The following is a 17401-nucleotide window of genomic DNA, read 5'->3' as shown; positions in this document are numbered from 1 at the left end:
GGGAGTACACCTCATCTCATTGGTTTCGTTTGGTCACTTAATCAATTCGAGATTTAGGGAGGTACTCCTTTTTCTGTACATTAGAAAGCTAGATCTAGCAAGGCTTTAGATTTATGAAATTGATTCAGATAACTACTTTAGGAATAATAAATATTAAACCTTGCAAAATTATTGAAGTACTCTGTGTAAAAACTGATATAAACAAGCGGTGACATCTAGCTTACTTATCAGGCGACAATAGTAAGGGGCTGCCAAGGTCATATTCAATGACGTTTGGCAGCCCCTCATGCTTACTGATGCATTTTAGCTGTATCGAGCTTAAGCGAGGTCGATTCGCGGTAAATGATTTCACTTTTAACAAGCAGCTTCACGATGGGCTCATCCTGATGCTGCAGACGATTAAGTAGACGCTCAACTGCTTTTTTACCGAGCATTTCCTTCGGGACGTGCACGGTCGTTAGCGGCAGCTCATTTGTGTAGGAGTCTTCAATATTATCAAAGCCGGTTATTGAGAGCTGCTCAGGCACGTCAATGCCCCGCTCCTTCAATACGTCCATTAAGCTCAGCGCAATCGTATCGTTAGCACATATGATTGCCGTTGGCAGCTGTTTAAGCTGAATCAGCCATTGCTTAATTTGCTCTGTAAAATGAGCCCGTTCATAGCCCTCCAGCGTCAGTAAACTACGTTCAAGCCAAGGATAGATTTGAGCACGATGCTCGGGCTTCGCGTAATAATGCGCTTCGACTGCTGCCCGATAGCCAAGGTACCGATCATAAAAGCTGCGAGAAAAGTGAATATTGCCGAGAAACGCAATATCCTCCCTTCCCGTTGTAAGCAGCTGCTTTGTTAAACGATGCACTGCCTCGAAATTGTCTACGAAGATGCTGTCGAGCGGAATAAGATCATCCTCATGATCGACAAGCACCATTGATATGCCTAATCTGCGAATATCGAGCAGCATGGCTGATGATATCTCCCCAACGCCAATCATCCCCATAATTCCATCTGGGTTAATTAAGCCGGTGAGACGTTCTGCATTCTGTTCTGACAGTATCGCCATTCCGATATCACGCTTTTGCAGCTCTGCCGAGATGCCATCGAGTATTCTCCCCCAGTAGAGCGATTCCTTCGTTTGGAAGCGAATATTCGGCATAAGCACGAGCACCGATTGCTTCGAGGAGCTTGAATCCGTGCGTCTTGGATCCGACTTTATCTGTTTTGATACAGGACGTTGTGCAAAGTACCCTAGCTGAGCTGCTGCGTCAAGCACTCGCTCCTTCGTCGCTTCACTAACGCCTCCTTTACCGGACAACGCCTTTGATACAACAAATTTTGAAACACCTAAATAATTCGCAATTTGCTGCATCGTAACCTTTTTAGCCATCTGTAACATACCACCTTAATGCTGTTGTAGCTCTCTAGCTTCCTTCCAGCGTGCATTATATTCCTCGAAAATTTCTTCTAAGCTCGGTGCGGCTATCCATTCCTGAATGTAGAGCCCCGACCAAAACGTAATACGAGCTGTAGATGCGATCTCGAGCAGCTCATCACTTGGAACCTGTCGCTCGACAGGGATACTGCCATAGGATAGAAATTCCTTATATTGCTCTAGTGACGGCTGCTTCGTCGTATCAATAGGCAGAAAGCCTGAATCATCAACAAACCCCGACTCGTGAATAAAGTAATCTACCCATTTCACAGCCAAGTCCTTGTGCTCACTGTACCTGCTGACCGCTACGAACCAATCTGGATTCATCGGAGAATAGATCGGCTTTTCATTACGATACGGAAATGGGAAAAATCCAATCGTGTCTGGATCTGCTCCGAGCGAGATGAGCTGAGTAATAACCCAGTTACCGAGCAGATACATGCCTGCTCGACCTTCTACGAATTCAAGCTTCGACGCTTCCCATTGATTGGAAATTAACGAGCGCTCAACAAAGCCCTTATCGATTAGAGTCTTCACAATCGAAATGCTCATTCCCCATTCGTTGTCGATCTGCCACGGCTCATCAGAATTTACAAGCGAATTTAGATAACCTGGGTCACCATTCATAATACTAACGAGCTCTTCTCCCCAATTCATAAGCGGCCACTGGGCTCCATAATTCAAGTAAAGTGGTGTAATTCCTGCGTCCTTCAGCTTCTGACATACTTCATAAAACTCATCAAGCGTCGTCGGCAGTTTATCAATCCCCGCTCGCTCGAACGCTCTCTTGTTATAGACAATTCCTGTCGAGGAAGCCCCTGCAGCAATGCCATAGCGCTTGCCTTTATATGATTTATAATCGGCAAATCGTATGTTTTCAAACAGTGTTTCGGGTAATGGTTCGAAATATTGCGGTAAATCCTCATTTTTCATATGATTAGGAATCAGCAGTACGTCCCCATAATCCTGCGTTGATAGCCGCGCCGATATATCTGACACATAGTTGGTTAACCCCTCGAAGCTTAGCTTCACATTAGGGTGCACCTGCTCAAATTGTTGTGCATATAGCCCAAAGCCCCCATTATCGATAAGATCCACTCGGTTAGTAAGAATGTGAAGCGTTATAGGCTTTGCTGTGGTCTCCTCTTCCTTTATTAGCTCAATTGGAGCCTCTCGAGGCGTCTCCTGCTTTAGGCAGCCGTTCAGCAGAGCTAACAACAGCAATATGAGCAGCATAGAGGAGATTACTTTACGCATAGCTTATCGCTCTCCTTTCTACAGGAAGCAATATCACAACCTCAGTACCACACCCTGCAGTGCTGTTAACATACAAGCCATAACGCTGTCCATACTGAAGCTTTATTCGCTCATTTACGTTTTTCAAGCCGATCCCACCTGCATCTTTTCTGTCCCCATCATCCGAGGAGCTATTAGCACGCAAGCCAACATTGAGCTCAGCTAGCCTTTGCTCGTCAATGCCTATACCATTATCGGAAATGATGAGCGCAAGCTGCTGCTGCCTAAGCTCAGAACGGATCGTTATAACCATTGTTTCATTCAAATCATCTAGACCATGATAGATCGCATTTTCCACAATAGGCTGTAACATGAGCTTCATGACTGTTTTGTTTAACAGCTCCACGTCTACTTTACAGATCAGCTCAAACCGATCGGGGTAACGATAATTAAGCAGCTCAACATAATGCTGTACATGTAGCAGTTCATCCTTCAGCACCGTGTGCCCATCCAAATCGCCTATGCTGTACCGAAGCAGCTTACCTAAGGTTGCGATCATATCTGCGGTTAAACTATCGTCATTCATCTCGGCGCTCATTCGAATGGTTTCTAGTGTGTTATACATAAAATGTGGATTAATCTGATTTTGCAGCGCCTGCAGCTCAGCTTTATTTTTCTTCGTCTCCATGTCATAAATATCTTGAATTAGCTGATCCAGTCGTACCGTCATTCGGTTAAATTGACTTCCTAGCATCCCAACCTCATCACGATATTTAACTGGGAACTTGACTTGGAAATTCCCCTCCTGCACTCGCTTCATTAAACGGGCCATCGTGCGCAGAGGTCGAGTAATCGCAAGCGATAGAAAGATAGCAACGATGATAGAAATGACAACCGCTATCGCTGTTGTAATCCAGATCACCCGCTTCACCGCAGTCGTCTCACTCGTTAACTCTCGTACAGGAATTGAAGTAATGACCTTCCAGCCTGTGCTCTCTGAGGTGGAATAGATGTTCAGCCACTCATCATCGTTCTCAGCACGATAAAAGCTTCCGTGCTCAAGTCTCGCTTCTCTAATCAGTTCCTGATCGCTCCGGTTGCTCGCGATCCATTGCTTTTGACTGTCGTAGATCACATTCCCCTGCTCATCAACAATTAACGAGGTCCCCTTTGTCACCTGATCGAGCTCTATCATCTGATCATCAACGACACTGATCGCTGCATCAATCGCAATTAGACCAATAGGCTGCAGGCTCCGGTCCATAATTTTACGAACGACGGTGAAGGCGTATTTCTCCGATTGCAAATTACTTATGTATTTTTCAGTATGCAGCAGAAGCGCTTCTCCTCTTGAATGCTCCAGCTCAGACATCCAATTAAGATAGCTTTGCTCGAGATTGTTACGAATGCCTCCTGAAACGATAGAATAATAGCTGTTGCCATAGGAATCAAACAAATATACCGAATTAGCGCCTCGTTTAATCGAGTTAATAAAGCTAAGCTCGCCCTCTATCGCACGCTGAATCGAGAGCAGCTGAGAGAAATTGTTTGGCATCACCTGCTTCTCTCCCTCGTGCTGACGTTCAGCGTAATAAGCATTGGAGCGAATGAGATTCTCTTTTATATCATCCATATAGACAGGAATCGAGGAGATGCTAACCATATCCTCAATATAATCATCGATACGAACCATCATACTATCCTGCATCTTCATTGAGTAAGCAATCGTCTTCTGCTCGATCGATTGCGTATACTTTTCAGAGGAATAATAGCCAATAATAAACAACGGAATCGACACAAGCACAATGAACGAAAGCATGAGCTTGCGATCCATTTTCATGTCACCTACACGCTGCTTAACACTCACGATGATATCCCCCTATACGTATACCTTATTACTGCTAGATAGCTGGCATCACATTGCCGCCATTTACAGGAATATATGCCCCTGTTATAAAGCTTGATAAATCTGATGCAAGGAATGCCACTACATTAGCGATTTCTTGATCTGTGCCTCTACGCTTCAACGGTACGGATGAGCTATAGCCTTCATTGACCTCTGTCCCTGTCGCTCGATCACGTTCACTGATCGTCCAGCCAGGTGCAATCTGATTTACTGTAATCGCGTGTGCTCCAACCTCTTTGGCCAACACGCGATATACTCCGTCCATCCCTCGCTTTCCAGCTACATATGCTGATTGCGTAGGTGCGTTCTGCATGGCGCATTCCGTATTTATGCCGATGAACCGTCCTTCACCCTTCACGATCATATCTGGGATAAAGCTTTTAGCCAAATAAACGCTTTGCATAACACAGGAATCAAATTGTCCTTGGTAATCCTCTGGAGCTTGCTCTAGGATCGAAGTCCATTGATACTGAATTACCGCATTAGCAACGACGATATCTACTGTGCCTAGCTGCTGAGTGATCGCAGCATGCATCGCTTGTATAGGCTCTTGCTTCGTAATATCAGCTTGTACCGTTATTGCCTTTACATTCAGTGCTTCCAGCTCTTCCTTCAATTCTTTCGCCTTAGCAGCATTTGAGTTGTAATGGATCACGATATTCGCGCCACACTTTGCGAGGGTACGTGCCATCACGCGGCCCAAATCCCCTGTAGCACCTGTAATTAATGCGGTTTTACCCGATAGGTTTATATTCATCGTCATTCCCCTAACTATTAGTTTTGTTAGCTTTTATGCTACCATAATCACTAACATTTATCATGCATTTTATTTTTATTAAAGCTTTTTGACCTCTACTATATATGTCCTAATCATTGCACAACAAAAAAGCTATCCTCACCTCGTATAAGTGAAGATAGCCTAAAATTATTATATATAATTGCTGGTTACTGTAGAAAATATAGCTAGAGCTTGAGAAGCGCAGCTAAACGTTTTCGAAGAAAACGACTTCGTACGCATATGCTTGTAGTTGGTACGTGAGCATCTACAATGTTTTCGTAGAAAACATGCTTCGGAAGCATAATCCCTCGGCTGAATTCAAGATTCGATGCCGAGTAACACATTGTATACACTTCATTATAAAATTCGAACTTTTTAGCTACCACTTTAAATATTGCTCAAAAGTTCGGGTTTCAGAACCAAAGCTTAAGCTTCCGATGTGCGTTTTTTCAAAACGCTGTAGTTGGATAAAGCTAGAGATTGAGAAGCGCAGCGTACGTAGTTGGTACGTGAGCATCGGAAAGCTCGGCTGAATTCAAGATTCGATGCCGAGTAACATCTTGTATTTACTTCGTTATAAAATTCGAATTTTTTAGCCACCTCTAAACGTGGATATTAAGAGCAAATATAACTATTGCCACAGTAACAATACTAATTAACGTTGAAACAAATACTGCCTGAGACGCAAATTCCTTCTCATTATCAAACTCGACTGCTAGCAGCACACTACTCAAAGAAGTCGGTACAGCAGATGATACGATGAGCGCTGCTGCCGTTATGCCCTCTATGCCAAGCAGCGTCACGACTGCCCATGCAAGCAGCGGACCTCCGATTAACCGAAGCACACCTGAAATACTTACATCAATCGCAAGAGAACGAGAGATCTTCCATTCCATCTGACCAAGCTGTACACCCAGCGTTAGCAGCGCAGTCCCGATAAAAGCATCCGACACATAATTAAGCGGTGTTTGAATCGGATCCGGAATTGGTACCTCAAACCCTCGAAGCAAAAATGCTAACGGAATGACGTAGATGACCGGCATCCCAATAATCGTCTTCCAAACATCCTTCATATTCGATTTATGTGAGTTCACACTATAGATTCCGTAGGTGTTAGGAATAAGCGATTGAAACATCATAATAATGATCTGTATGCCCAGCGTTTCCTTATTCCCAGCAAAAGCGAGCTGGTTAAGCGGTATGCCATAGTTGGCACTATTATAAAATAGAACACTATTGCGCATTGCACTTCGCATCGTTGGTCTATAGCGTCTTAAGCGAACGACGAGCTCCACGAGCAAGTACTGTAGTATCATAAAGCTAAAGAAGAATAACAGCACCTTGCCGATTAAATCCATAGCAATAGGTGTTTCATAGAGCAGGGTAAATATAACAGCAGGCGAAAAAAGATAGAAATTCAGCTTAGATAGTGTTTTGATATCTAGATGGAAAATCCTTTCCAGTAAAATGCCGATGGCAATCATAATTGACATCGGCATAACATTCGTTAATAAGATATGCAGAAATATACTCATTAACTTTTGCTCCCTACTTCACGCGATAAGGCATGATGAGCTCATCAAGCGGCTTGCGAGGAGTTGGTTTATTCGCTTCATGGAAGGATTCGTCTAGCTGCTCTAAACTGCCCGGTTTACCAACTGCAATAACGATTTGTGGATGAAGCGATGCTGGCATTGCAAGCTTCTCTTTCGCTGCTGCTTTATCAAAGCCGCCCATTGCTCTTGTTGACAAGCCTAGCATATTAGCCTGTAAGGCCATCGCCTGCCAAGCTGCTCCCGTATCAAAGGCATGCATGCCATATTCCTTACCCTCAGCGGTAAGGGAGTCTGAAGCAAGCAAAATATAAGCCGAAGCATGCTGGCTCCAAATCAGGTTGCGAGGCATGATGAATGACTGGAATAAAGATTTTTCTTCTTCAGTAGCTGCGATAAAGAAACGCCATGGCTGAAAATTATTCGCTGATGGTGCATATTGCCCTGCTTCAAGGATGGCATACAGCTCCTGCTGAGATAGCGTATAGGGCTGGAATGCACGTGTCGACCAGCGATTCACAAAAAGAGGATTTACTCCATGCTGCGGCTTGCGAGCCTGAAGCACATCCGCATTGTAGTTTCCGTTTTGGTTACTCATATAATTTCCTCCTTGTAAGTACGTGTTGAACAATCGGGCTTTCGGTCTAGTAATCAAAGCCCGCATTATCTTCCTGAATTAGTCGGGCTTTCAGTACCGAGAAGATGGGACGATACTAGAAAACGAGGAGCGCAGCGTACGGTTTTGGTACGTGAGCACCAGAGTTTTCGGTAGCGTTCCATATTCGACGTCGAGTAAACTACGAAGGTTTACCTCGTAATCAAAGCCCGACAAGCTATACTATATCACTTAAACAAATGAATCAACAACACTCCGATAAATGCAAGGCACATTCCGCCCAGCTCTAGCTTCGTAAATGGCACTTTCACGATAAAACGAGAATAAAGTAAAATAACGACCACATTCATCGCAATAATAGCAGATACAAGTCCCGTCATACCGATGCCAAAAGCCTGCATACTTAAGATCATGCCCACTGAATTTGATATACCGACAGCAAGACCGATACTGAAGGTACGCTTGTTGCTATGCTTCGCCGGCTTAGCAGCTGGCTTACGTGCATTCAGGAGGAACATTAGTGCAAAGCAGCTTGCTCCCGTTACAAACATCGTCGTAAGCGTAGGGAACATGCTAGCCCCTTCCATCGTAGCCCACTTCGTCGTCAGGTCATTACCTGCAAAAAATAGCATGGTCAATATGCCCCAATGCGCCCCTTGAAGATTGCGCAGTGACAGATCATTCGAGTAACGGATGACGAGTATCCCGCCAACAAGGATAGCAAAGGCAACCCATTGCATAGCGTGCAGCTTTTCTCCCCATAGCAGATAAGCGACGAGTACAACGACAACTGGTGGCAAAGCCGTTAATATCGCAATCAATGACGCCTTGCCCACAACAAACCCTTGATACATACATGTGCTTGCCAGGAAAGAGAACAGTCCCATCTGCAAGCCAATCCACGTAGCAGCATTCCACTCAGCTCCAGTTACGGCAGCAGCAACACCGTTAATAATTGCCCCTGATGCGAAAACTCCGCATAGCATTAAATTACGGTTTAGCCCAAGATTACTAGTCCAGTGATAGAGGCTTCCCCGTACCCCAAAAGCAATTGCTGAAAATAAAGCAAATAACAACCACATATTGTATTCCTTTCTATGATGGCAATGATGACAGACATATGGCTCTATTCTATCGCTGACTGCGGAATGTTTCAATGAATTGTTGTATTTGCCAACTGTGACACGATACAATCTATCTAAACGGTTGTTAATGCTAGAGAGGAGTTTTAATAGATGAAAGCTTTTAATATTAACGAGCAGCTTATGCTCGGTGTGTGCTATTATCCAGAGCAATGGCCAGAAGAAATGTGGGAAGATGATATGATCCGTATGAAGGAAACGGGCATATCACTTATTCGAGTGGGAGAATTTGCTTGGTCAATATTTGAACCTACGGAAGGCAACTACCAGTTTAAAGATTTTGATTATATGCTTAGACTCGCTCATAAGCACGGGTTAAAGGTTATTATCGGTACGCCAACGGCAACTCCACCTGCATGGCTAACTGAGAAATACCCAGAGGTATTGAATGCAACAGTAGAAGGTCATCTACTGCATCACGGACTGCGTCGTCATACGAACTATACAAGCACGACCTATCATCGCCTCAGCGCTGCGATAACGGAAGCGCTTGTGCTGCATTATAAGGACAACCCTGCAGTTGTTGGCTGGCAGCTTGATAATGAATTTAACTGTGAAATTGGCGAATTTTACAGCGAGACTGATCATGAGGCTTTCCGCGAATGGGTGAAGCAGCGTTATGGCACGCTGGAGAAGCTGAATGATGCCTGGGGTACTGTATTTTGGAGCCAAACGTACTCGAGCTGGAGTCAGGTTCATCTGCCAAGGCTTGTGCCCGGAGGTAAGCAACCGAATCCGCATCTTGCTTTAGATGAGAAGCGCTTCATATCTGACAGTGTGATTGCTTATGCAAAAATCCAAGCTGATATTATTGCTGAGCATGCACCTCATCATTTTATTACAACGAACGGCTTGTTCGGTCACCTTAACAGCCATCAGCTTACAAAGGAGCTGCTTGATTTTTTCAGCTATGACTCCTATCCTCAATTCTCGACTATAAATACCGATCCTAAGGAAAAACGACCATTATATGATCGCTCCTGGAGCTTGACGTTAAGCACGGTTCGCTCGATATCTCCTCAGTTTTGCATTATGGAGCAACAGGCTGGGCCAGGCGGATGGGTGAACAAAATGGATATGCCGTCTCCAAAACCAGGTCAGCTGCGTCTATGGAGCTATCAATCCATTGCGCATGGCGCTAATCTTGTCGTTTATTTCCGTTGGAGAACGGCGACCTTCGGTCAAGAAATATACTGGCATGGCCTAAATGATTATGGGAATACACCCAATCGAAGAGTGGCAGAGGCTGCTAAGGTCGGTAAAGAGCTTCAGCTGCTTAGCGATCAGCTTGCAGCGACGACCTATCAAGCCGACGTTGCGATTGTAAGAGATTATAATAATGAGTGGGATGGCGAATACGATGTATGGCACGGACCTTTTGGCTGGAAAAGCGGTAAAGAATGGTTTAAGGCGCTAACCCGTAAGCATATTCCTAGTGATGTATTGTATATGAATGAAGAAACGACACTCGCAGAGCTGCAGCGCTATAAGCTGCTCGTCTACCCGCATCCTGCGATTATGTCAAAGGCAACTGCTCAGCTGCTTGAAGCTTATGTGGTTGCAGGCGGGCATATTGTATTTGGCTGTCGCTCAGGTTATAAGGATCAACGCGGACATTGTTATATGCTGCCATTCCCTGGTGTTCTCAGTACGCTTACTGGAATAACGCTTGAGGAATATACAGTATTAAAGGGTACTCGACCAGCTACAACGTTGACCTGCAGCGATCAAAGCACACTGGAAGCCGCTCATTTCAATGAGATTATACAGCCGGTTTCAGCGACTGTTGATGTGCTTGCTGTATATGATCAGGATTATTATAAAGGAAAGCCAGCACTTACACAGAATCGCTTCGGTAAAGGTACTGCAACCTATTATGGCTCCGTGTTTTCAGAAGAAGCTGCACATTATATTTTGCAGCAGCTCGACGTAGTGAGTACTCCCGCTCCATGGCTTGAGCTGCCAGAGCAGGTTGAGCTTGCACTGCGAGGCAATGAAGAGGAGCAATACTACTTCTTGCTTAATTATAATGAGCAGCCAGCTGAGATTAGCCTTCATGAACCAGCTGTTGACATGATTACGAATCAAACGCTACAAGGGGATATTATTCTGGAAGGCTATGATGTACTCATCCTGCGCAAGGCGTAATGAGGGGGGAATCATATGTTTACACTACTTGAAAAGGAATATTTACTTAAGCTGCTTAAGCGTAAAAAACGCTGGGGCTGGCTTAGGAATGAAAAAGCGGATCAGATGGACGTCATTCTAATTGAAAAGCTAGAACAAATGATTCGCAATGAACGCATTAATCATAAGCATTTATAGCGTTACGATGGACTTCTGGAGGATCTATGAACGGTAAAACACATTTGACCATTGGCGCTGTTATTGGAGGAATCTACGGCTTGGTACACGCACCAGCTGGGGAGCTCGACACGATCTTATTTTTTGCTGGTATCGGCGGCTTCTCGGGACTCGCGGCTGATCTAGACGGGCCTAGTGTACTTACGCGCAAGCTTACGAAGGTAAGTCGAATTCTTCATACAAGTCTCATTGTTGTCGGTTTATCCTCGCTTTTGTTGCTAGGCTGGCTAACCTATACCCAAGCGTCATTTCGTCCAGATTGGCTGCTTGCAGCCTTTGCAGCATCGATCGTCGCTACGCTTCTTGGCTTGCTTGTTTCACGAGGCTTCTGGAGAAATGCATTAGTTAGCCTCGTTGGAATAATGCTTGCAGTGTACGGCTTCGATCAAGGCTGGTATTGGTTAATAGGCCTAGGCGCATTTGTCATCATCGCTCCGTGGCTAAGCCATAGAGGGCTGACACATACGATCTGGATCGTCCCCATATGGGGCTGGATTGGCTTCGGACTAGAGCAGCAGCTAGGCATTGATGGAATAGGCATTGCTTCGATGCTTACGTATCTGTCACATATCGTAGCGGATATGTTTACACCTGCAGGTGTGAAGGTGCTCTACCCCATCACAAAAAAGAAATTTAAGCTTAAGCTGTAATAGAAAAGGCGTTCTGTCCTCCTACTGGAGAACAGAACGCCTTTTTCGTATTTACGTATAGTCTATATGACTGTAACGCATCTATTCGATTGCTAATGCTTCCTTTATTACATTGCACTCAATGTATCAGTTAGCACTGGAACGATTTGAGATTTACGAGATACGACGCCTTTTAATAGCGCTGTGTTGTTATCAAGCTTCACGTTATAAGCTTTTTCAACAGCTCCAGCTTTGCTGCCTAGAGCAAGCGCGATAGAGTCGTTGTTCAAGATATCAGTCGTAACTAACACGAACAGGTCAAGGCCTTTCGCTTCAATAATGCCGTTAAGAGCTGCTTCAAGCTCACCTTGGCGAGACAATACATCGTTCGTATCCACTGCATTCACTTGTGCGATTTCTACTTTATAGTTGCCCATAGAAAACTCTTTGGAATCTAGTGAAATAAGCTGCTCAATCGTTTTGTCGCTTAGATCTGCGCCTGCTTTTAGCATGTCAAGTCCATACACCTGTGCATCTACACCCGCGATTTCAGCAAGCTCTTTCGCTGCAGCAATATCTTGCTCTGTGCATGTTGGTGATTTGAATAGTAAGGAGTCAGAGATGATTGCTGACAGCATAAGTCCCGCTGCTTGCTTCGTAATCTCAACACCATTTTCCTTATAAAGCTTTTTCAGAATTGTAGCTGTGCAGCCAACAGGCTCAGCACGGAAATATAGAGGTGCGCTTGTCTCAAAATTCGCAATACGGTGGTGATCGATTACTTCAACAACGCGTACTTGATCGATATCATCAGCGCTTTGCTGGCGCTCATTATGGTCTACTAGAATCACTTCACTCGCTTCATTCGCTACAGTAGTAACAAGACGAGGAGCCTCTGCACCAAAATAGTCCAGTGCGAATTTTGTTTCGCCATTCACTTCGCCTAAGCGAACCGCTTCTACATCTGCGCCTAGCTTCGTTTTTAGATCAGCATACACTAATGCTGATGTAATCGTATCCGTGTCTGGATTTTTGTGTCCAAAGATCAACGTTTTTGCCATGTTTGATAACTCCTTATACCATTAGATAGATTTCTACTTGTTATTATACTCGGTTCAACCTACAATTCCCAGTCCTATGAACACTTCTCATACATTATAGCTTTACTGAATTAGCATTATAATAGAAAATGGCCGACACACCCGTCGCGTCGCGGTGTATCGGCCTCATTTTTCTATTTTTTACTGTTATAGAATTCCTCGATTGCAGCTGCAATCGCATCTTTATCTCCGGCAATGCGCGTTTGACGCTGTTCTTTGTCAAACAGCACTTTAATTTGCTCTGGATATTGCTGGTCGATACCACAACGCTCAATCGCTTCATTGAACTTTGCTGGATGAGCCGTAGCAAGTGATACAGTAATCTCTCCTGGAGCTGCACATTGCTTCGCAGCAGCAACGCCACATGCACTATGCGGATCAAGTAAGTAATCTACATCTGTTTTAACGCTTGAGATAGTAGCTAGGCATTCCGCACCTAATACACCATGTGCGCTAAACTCCTCTTGAACCTTCTCTAGCGCTTCACCTGTGATCGAGATTTCGCCCTCAACCTTGAATTGCTCCATGACCTTCGTAATCAGCTCTGCATCCTCACCTAGCACATAATACAAGTAACGCTCAAAGTTGCTTGCCACTTGAATGTCCATCGATGGGGAATAGGTCATGCGGAAATCACCTGGCATATAGACGCCTTCTTTAATAAAGCGCTCAAGTATATTGTTTTCGTTCGTTGCTAGAATTAGCTTGTTAACAGGAAGGCCCATACGCTTAGCCATATAGCCAGCAAAGATATCGCCAAAGTTTCCTGTTGGCACGCTGAAGTTTACTTTATCCACTCCGATATTGGCAGCGACTTTGAAGTAAGCATAGAAGTAGTACACAATTTGCGCAAGAATCCGAACAAAGTTGATTGAGTTAATTGCCGCTAGATCGTTAGCTGACTTAAACTCTAGATCAGCAAACAGCTCTTTAATGATGCGCTGGCAATCATCGAAGTTTCCATCGACAGAAAGATTCAGTACATTATCATCCTGAACCGTAGTCATTTGCAGCTCTTGCACCTTACTAACTTTGCCATGTGGATGGAGGATGCAAATATTGATGCCTTCCTTACCGCGAACACCTTCAATCGCTGATGCACCAGTATCCCCAGACGTCGCACCTAAAATATTGATGCGTACACCTTTTTTCTTCGCAACATAGGAATAGAACTGACCCATAAACTGCAGCGCAACATCCTTAAAGGCGAACGTAGGCCCATGGAATAGCTCTAGCAGATACAACTCGTCAGAGAGCTTCGTAACAGGTGTCACCTCAGTATGACGGAAGCTGCTATAGCTTGCTGTAACAAGCTCCTTAAGATCGTCCTTAGGGATTTCATCGTTTGTAAAATATGAGAAAATTTCAAGCACGAGATCAGTATAGCTTAGCTTGCTCCATGATTTTAATGTCTCAGTTGAAATTACCGGAATTTCCTTAGGGATTAGTAAACCACCGTCGTTAGCTAGACCCATCATAAATGCATCGATAAAGCCGATACTACCGACCTTGCCTCTTGTACTAATGTACTCCATTATTTTTCCTCCTGCTTCTACTGCACTTTCGTACACGTATATTATTAGCATTTTACCATCGTTTACTTGAAAAATGAATGTTGAATTGCAATATTCCTAAACAAGCCAGTTATACGATAGATTAGGGTGCATTAACATATATATCTACAATAAAGGATAATGACATATGAATGCAATTAACCGCCTGTTTTTTCTTTATGATTTTTGCGATTTTCTACAAATTTACTTTCTTGATCCTCATAAAAAAGCTGCACTATTACGGCTAGCTGTTAACCGCTCATAATGCAGCTTATTATGACACTCACTATAATCATGCAGCAAATCGCATATTTCTTTATATTAAAGAATTCATTTAATTAGCCTTATAGGATTGTTCCATAACATCCGATTGCTTCTTTTCTATCAAATGGAGGGCAATCATATTTAGCATCTGCAAATCAGAGCGCGGTAAAGCTACCGCTGCTTCCATCAGCTTGCGTATATCTTCATCTGAGGTAGCGGCAAGATAATGATCTAATGACTTCAATGGTGTTGAATCCGAAACTTCAGACCTAGACAAATCGTTATCATGATTCATTTTACCTAGTAACAACCAATCTAAAGAAACATTAAAAGTATTAGCAATGGCGACAAGCGTGCTTGCTCCAGGCACTGAAGTGCGTTTTTCACTTTCCCAATCCCCTACATTACCCACTGATACCTGAATTTTATCAGCGAACTGCTGCATCGTAAGTCCCTCTTTTTTACGAAGCTCTTTAAGACGCTGTTTTATCGATTTGATCTTCTATCCCCCCCTATTTACGCATATTTCAACAAATTTTCTTTCGTTATTACGAATAAATATGATTGTCATTTTTCGTAAATACGTATATAATGACCTACGTATTCTATTTTCTAATTATAGCCAGCATTCCACGATTTGGCAATTGATTAGGACTTTAGTATTAATGATAGTTAATAAGAACCACATCATGAGAGGATGATCCTTTGCATAATGAACGATTCTGATCCAATACTGGAAATGTACATATTTGAATCCAATCAAATGATCGAACAAACAGAAGCCGTTATTCTAGACTGTGAATTAGCGAATTGCTTCTCCGCTGAATCTATCAACCAAATTTTCCGCAACATGCACACATTAAAGGGCTCGTCCTCAATGATGCAATATATGCAAATTGCTGAAGCAGCACATGCTATTGAAGATTTGTTTCATCATTTGAGAGAAGACAAGCCAATTGCAGTTGATTTTAAGTCGTTATCCGATGTTGTTCTACAAAGCGTAGATTTCTTCAAGGATGAGATTGGGAAAATTTCCAACGGAGAACCTGCTGACGGTTCTGCTACCTCTCTCATACATCAGATTCAGCAATTTCTTGCCACCAGCCTAGATGCGCCAAGTGAGGCTACGACACCAATTATTCATCATGACAATGAACCGCTTTACGTCTATCACGCAATCATATATTTCTATAAGGATTGCGAGATGGAGAACATCCGAGCATTTCAACTAGTACACCAATTAGCAGAAGCATCAACACGCTGTTACCATGAACCAGTTGAATTGATTGAAGATTCTGAAAATAGTATTCAACTAATTAAAGACCGCGGCTTTCATCTTATGATAGAATCCACGCTCCAATATGAACAAATGCATGAGTTATTAATGAAAACCTCTTACTTGGACACTTTAGAGCTGCATGCCGTTGATGCTTGGTTAGGTGAACAGCTTGCCGATGAAGGCTTCATTGAAGAGTTTCCCGATATGTCAGTTGAGCTAAATGATGCACTGCTTGAGCCGGCTGCTACTGAAACGATTAACTCTAATCAGAGCTTAGCTTCCACTCAGCATAATAGTACGCAGACTGATGTCCAGAAGACATTATCAGCTAATAGCAAAAGCTCGTCACATTCCCAGATGATTAGTGTACATGTCGAAAAGCTAGATCGTCTTATGGATTTAGTAGGTGAGCTTGTTATCGCCGAAGCGATGTTCACTAGCTTAGATGATACACAGCATAACGGCGACTCACAGCTCTTCAAAGCATCCGGACAATTACGCAAAATAACGGGTGAGCTGCAAGACACCGTTATGTCTATTCGAATGATACCTTTAACAGCTACCTTCCTTAAAATGCGGCGTGTGTCGCGTGATATGTCTCGCAAGCTAAACAAGGATATAGAGTTTATATTAATAGGTGATGAGACAGAAATAGACAAAACCGTCATCGATCATATATCGGACCCACTCATGCATTTGGTGCGAAATGCTATAGACCATGGCATTGAATCGGCCCAAGAAAGACAAGCTAGCGGTAAATCGGCTAACGGAACCGTCACACTAGAAGCAAAAAATATCGGTAGTGACGTCCTTGTCATGGTGAAGGATGACGGAAAAGGGTTAAATCGTGACAAAATTATTGCAAAAGCTATCAGTAATGGACTGCTTACTGCAGAGGATAGCGAGATATCCGATCGAGATGCATATAATCTCATCTTTCATCCTGGTCTATCAACGAAGGAGCAGATCACTGAATTCAGTGGTAGAGGTGTCGGTATGGATGTTGTAGCAAGCAATATTGGAGAGGTCGGCGGTACCATTTACGTTGATAGCGTGCCTGGTGAGGGTACAACAGTAACGATGAAGATTCCTCTAACACTAGCCATCATTGACGGCATGAATGTACGTGTTGGCTCTGCACACTATACGCTGCCTACTACATCGATCAAGGAGTCCTTCCGTCCTCAGCCTAAGGATCTTATCACTGATCCAAGTGGCAATCGTATGGTGATGGTTCGTGGCGAGATTTACTCTATCGTATCATTACATGAGCGATTCCATCATGTTTCGGATAAGGATACTGACTATACGCAAGGTATTTTAATTATGATTGAGCAAGATGACAAAAGCCTTTGCCTGTTTGTCGATGAACTCATTGGGCAGCAGCAGGTCGTGATTAAGCCTTTACCCCCTTACTTCCGAAAGCTTAACCGCAACATCAACGACTTATCAGGCTGCACTCTGCTTGGTGATGGAAGCATTAGCCTTATTCTTAATATAGCTGAGGTGATGAGCTCAAGCCACGTATCAAGCATCAACAGCAATTGATAA

Annotated in this window: 14 protein-coding genes; 4 read left to right on the top strand and 10 right to left on the bottom strand. The window is 43.7% G+C overall.

The genetic code is table 11. The features are described from left to right. Window positions 1-290 precede the first annotated feature (290 nt). From M3180_RS21990 to M3180_RS21960, 7 genes are all read right to left on the bottom strand, one after another. Entirely contained in the window at window positions 291-1385 is a 1095-nt protein-coding gene (locus M3180_RS21990; RefSeq protein WP_251671524.1) for a LacI family DNA-binding transcriptional regulator, read from the bottom strand. Between the two features lie 15 nt (window positions 1386-1400). After that, window positions 1401-2687 (bottom strand): ABC transporter substrate-binding protein, encoded by a 1287-nt coding sequence (locus M3180_RS21985; RefSeq protein WP_251671522.1) that lies wholly within the window; start codon window positions 2685-2687, stop codon window positions 1401-1403. Next, window positions 2680-4533 carry a sensor histidine kinase gene (locus M3180_RS21980; RefSeq protein ID WP_251671520.1) on the bottom strand — a complete coding sequence of 618 codons (1854 nt, stop codon included), beginning with the start codon at window positions 4531-4533 and terminating at the stop codon, window positions 2680-2682. Before M3180_RS21980 ends, M3180_RS21985 begins: the two co-directional genes overlap by 8 nt. Before the next feature lie 34 nt (window positions 4534-4567). Beyond that, window positions 4568-5329 (bottom strand): SDR family NAD(P)-dependent oxidoreductase, encoded by a 762-nt coding sequence (locus tag M3180_RS21975; protein ID WP_251671519.1) that lies wholly within the window; start codon window positions 5327-5329, stop codon window positions 4568-4570. 623 nt (window positions 5330-5952) lie between these two features. Beyond that, window positions 5953-6885 carry an AEC family transporter gene (locus tag M3180_RS21970; RefSeq protein ID WP_251671516.1) on the bottom strand — a complete coding sequence of 311 codons (933 nt, stop codon included), beginning with the start codon at window positions 6883-6885 and terminating at the stop codon, window positions 5953-5955. A gap of 13 nt (window positions 6886-6898) precedes the next feature. Continuing rightward, window positions 6899-7501: a nitroreductase family protein gene (locus M3180_RS21965; RefSeq protein ID WP_251671515.1), complete on the bottom strand. Its 603-nt coding sequence runs from the start codon at window positions 7499-7501 to the stop codon at window positions 6899-6901. 245 nt (window positions 7502-7746) lie between these two features. Then, complete coding sequence (locus M3180_RS21960) at window positions 7747-8601, bottom strand: EamA family transporter (protein ID WP_251671513.1); 855 nt, start codon at window positions 8599-8601, stop codon at window positions 7747-7749. 153 nt (window positions 8602-8754) lie between these two features. On the opposite strand from M3180_RS21960, the gene M3180_RS21955 reads away from it, so the two are divergent. From M3180_RS21955 to M3180_RS21945, 3 genes are read left to right on the top strand one after another with little or no spacing between them, the layout of a single operon-like run. Further along, window positions 8755-10809 (top strand): beta-galactosidase, encoded by a 2055-nt coding sequence (locus tag M3180_RS21955; RefSeq protein ID WP_251671512.1) that lies wholly within the window; start codon window positions 8755-8757, stop codon window positions 10807-10809. Between the two features lie 15 nt (window positions 10810-10824). Next, entirely contained in the window at window positions 10825-10986 is a 162-nt protein-coding gene (locus M3180_RS21950) for a hypothetical protein (RefSeq protein ID WP_251671511.1), read from the top strand. A 26-nt stretch (window positions 10987-11012) separates the two neighbouring features. Further along, window positions 11013-11675 (top strand): metal-dependent hydrolase, encoded by a 663-nt coding sequence (locus M3180_RS21945; protein ID WP_251671509.1) that lies wholly within the window; start codon window positions 11013-11015, stop codon window positions 11673-11675. A gap of 107 nt (window positions 11676-11782) precedes the next feature. Here M3180_RS21945 and M3180_RS21940 read toward each other — a convergent pair whose 3' ends face one another. The 3 genes from M3180_RS21940 to M3180_RS21930 all read right to left on the bottom strand — a co-directional run bounded on the left by M3180_RS21940 (window position 11783) and on the right by M3180_RS21930 (window position 15061). Continuing rightward, window positions 11783-12715 carry a manganese-dependent inorganic pyrophosphatase gene (locus M3180_RS21940; RefSeq protein WP_251671507.1) on the bottom strand — a complete coding sequence of 311 codons (933 nt, stop codon included), beginning with the start codon at window positions 12713-12715 and terminating at the stop codon, window positions 11783-11785. 173 nt (window positions 12716-12888) lie between these two features. Further along, window positions 12889-14289 carry a threonine synthase gene (thrC, locus tag M3180_RS21935; RefSeq protein ID WP_251671506.1) on the bottom strand — a complete coding sequence of 467 codons (1401 nt, stop codon included), beginning with the start codon at window positions 14287-14289 and terminating at the stop codon, window positions 12889-12891. Between the two features lie 352 nt (window positions 14290-14641). Beyond that, window positions 14642-15061, bottom strand: a complete 420-nt coding sequence (locus tag M3180_RS21930) for a helix-turn-helix domain-containing protein (protein WP_349774504.1) — start codon at window positions 15059-15061, stop codon at window positions 14642-14644. 222 nt (window positions 15062-15283) lie between these two features. On the opposite strand from M3180_RS21930, the gene M3180_RS21925 reads away from it, so the two are divergent. Continuing rightward, window positions 15284-17398 carry a chemotaxis protein CheA gene (locus M3180_RS21925; protein ID WP_251671503.1) on the top strand — a complete coding sequence of 705 codons (2115 nt, stop codon included), beginning with the start codon at window positions 15284-15286 and terminating at the stop codon, window positions 17396-17398. Window positions 17399-17401 lie beyond the last annotated feature (3 nt).

Source organism: Paenibacillus camelliae (genome assembly GCF_023715345.1).
Classification (GTDB): Bacteria; Bacillota; Bacilli; order Paenibacillales; family Paenibacillaceae; genus Pristimantibacillus; species Pristimantibacillus camelliae.
Note: the sequence above shows the minus strand (reverse complement) of the source record. Positions and strands in the feature narration are given on the sequence as shown.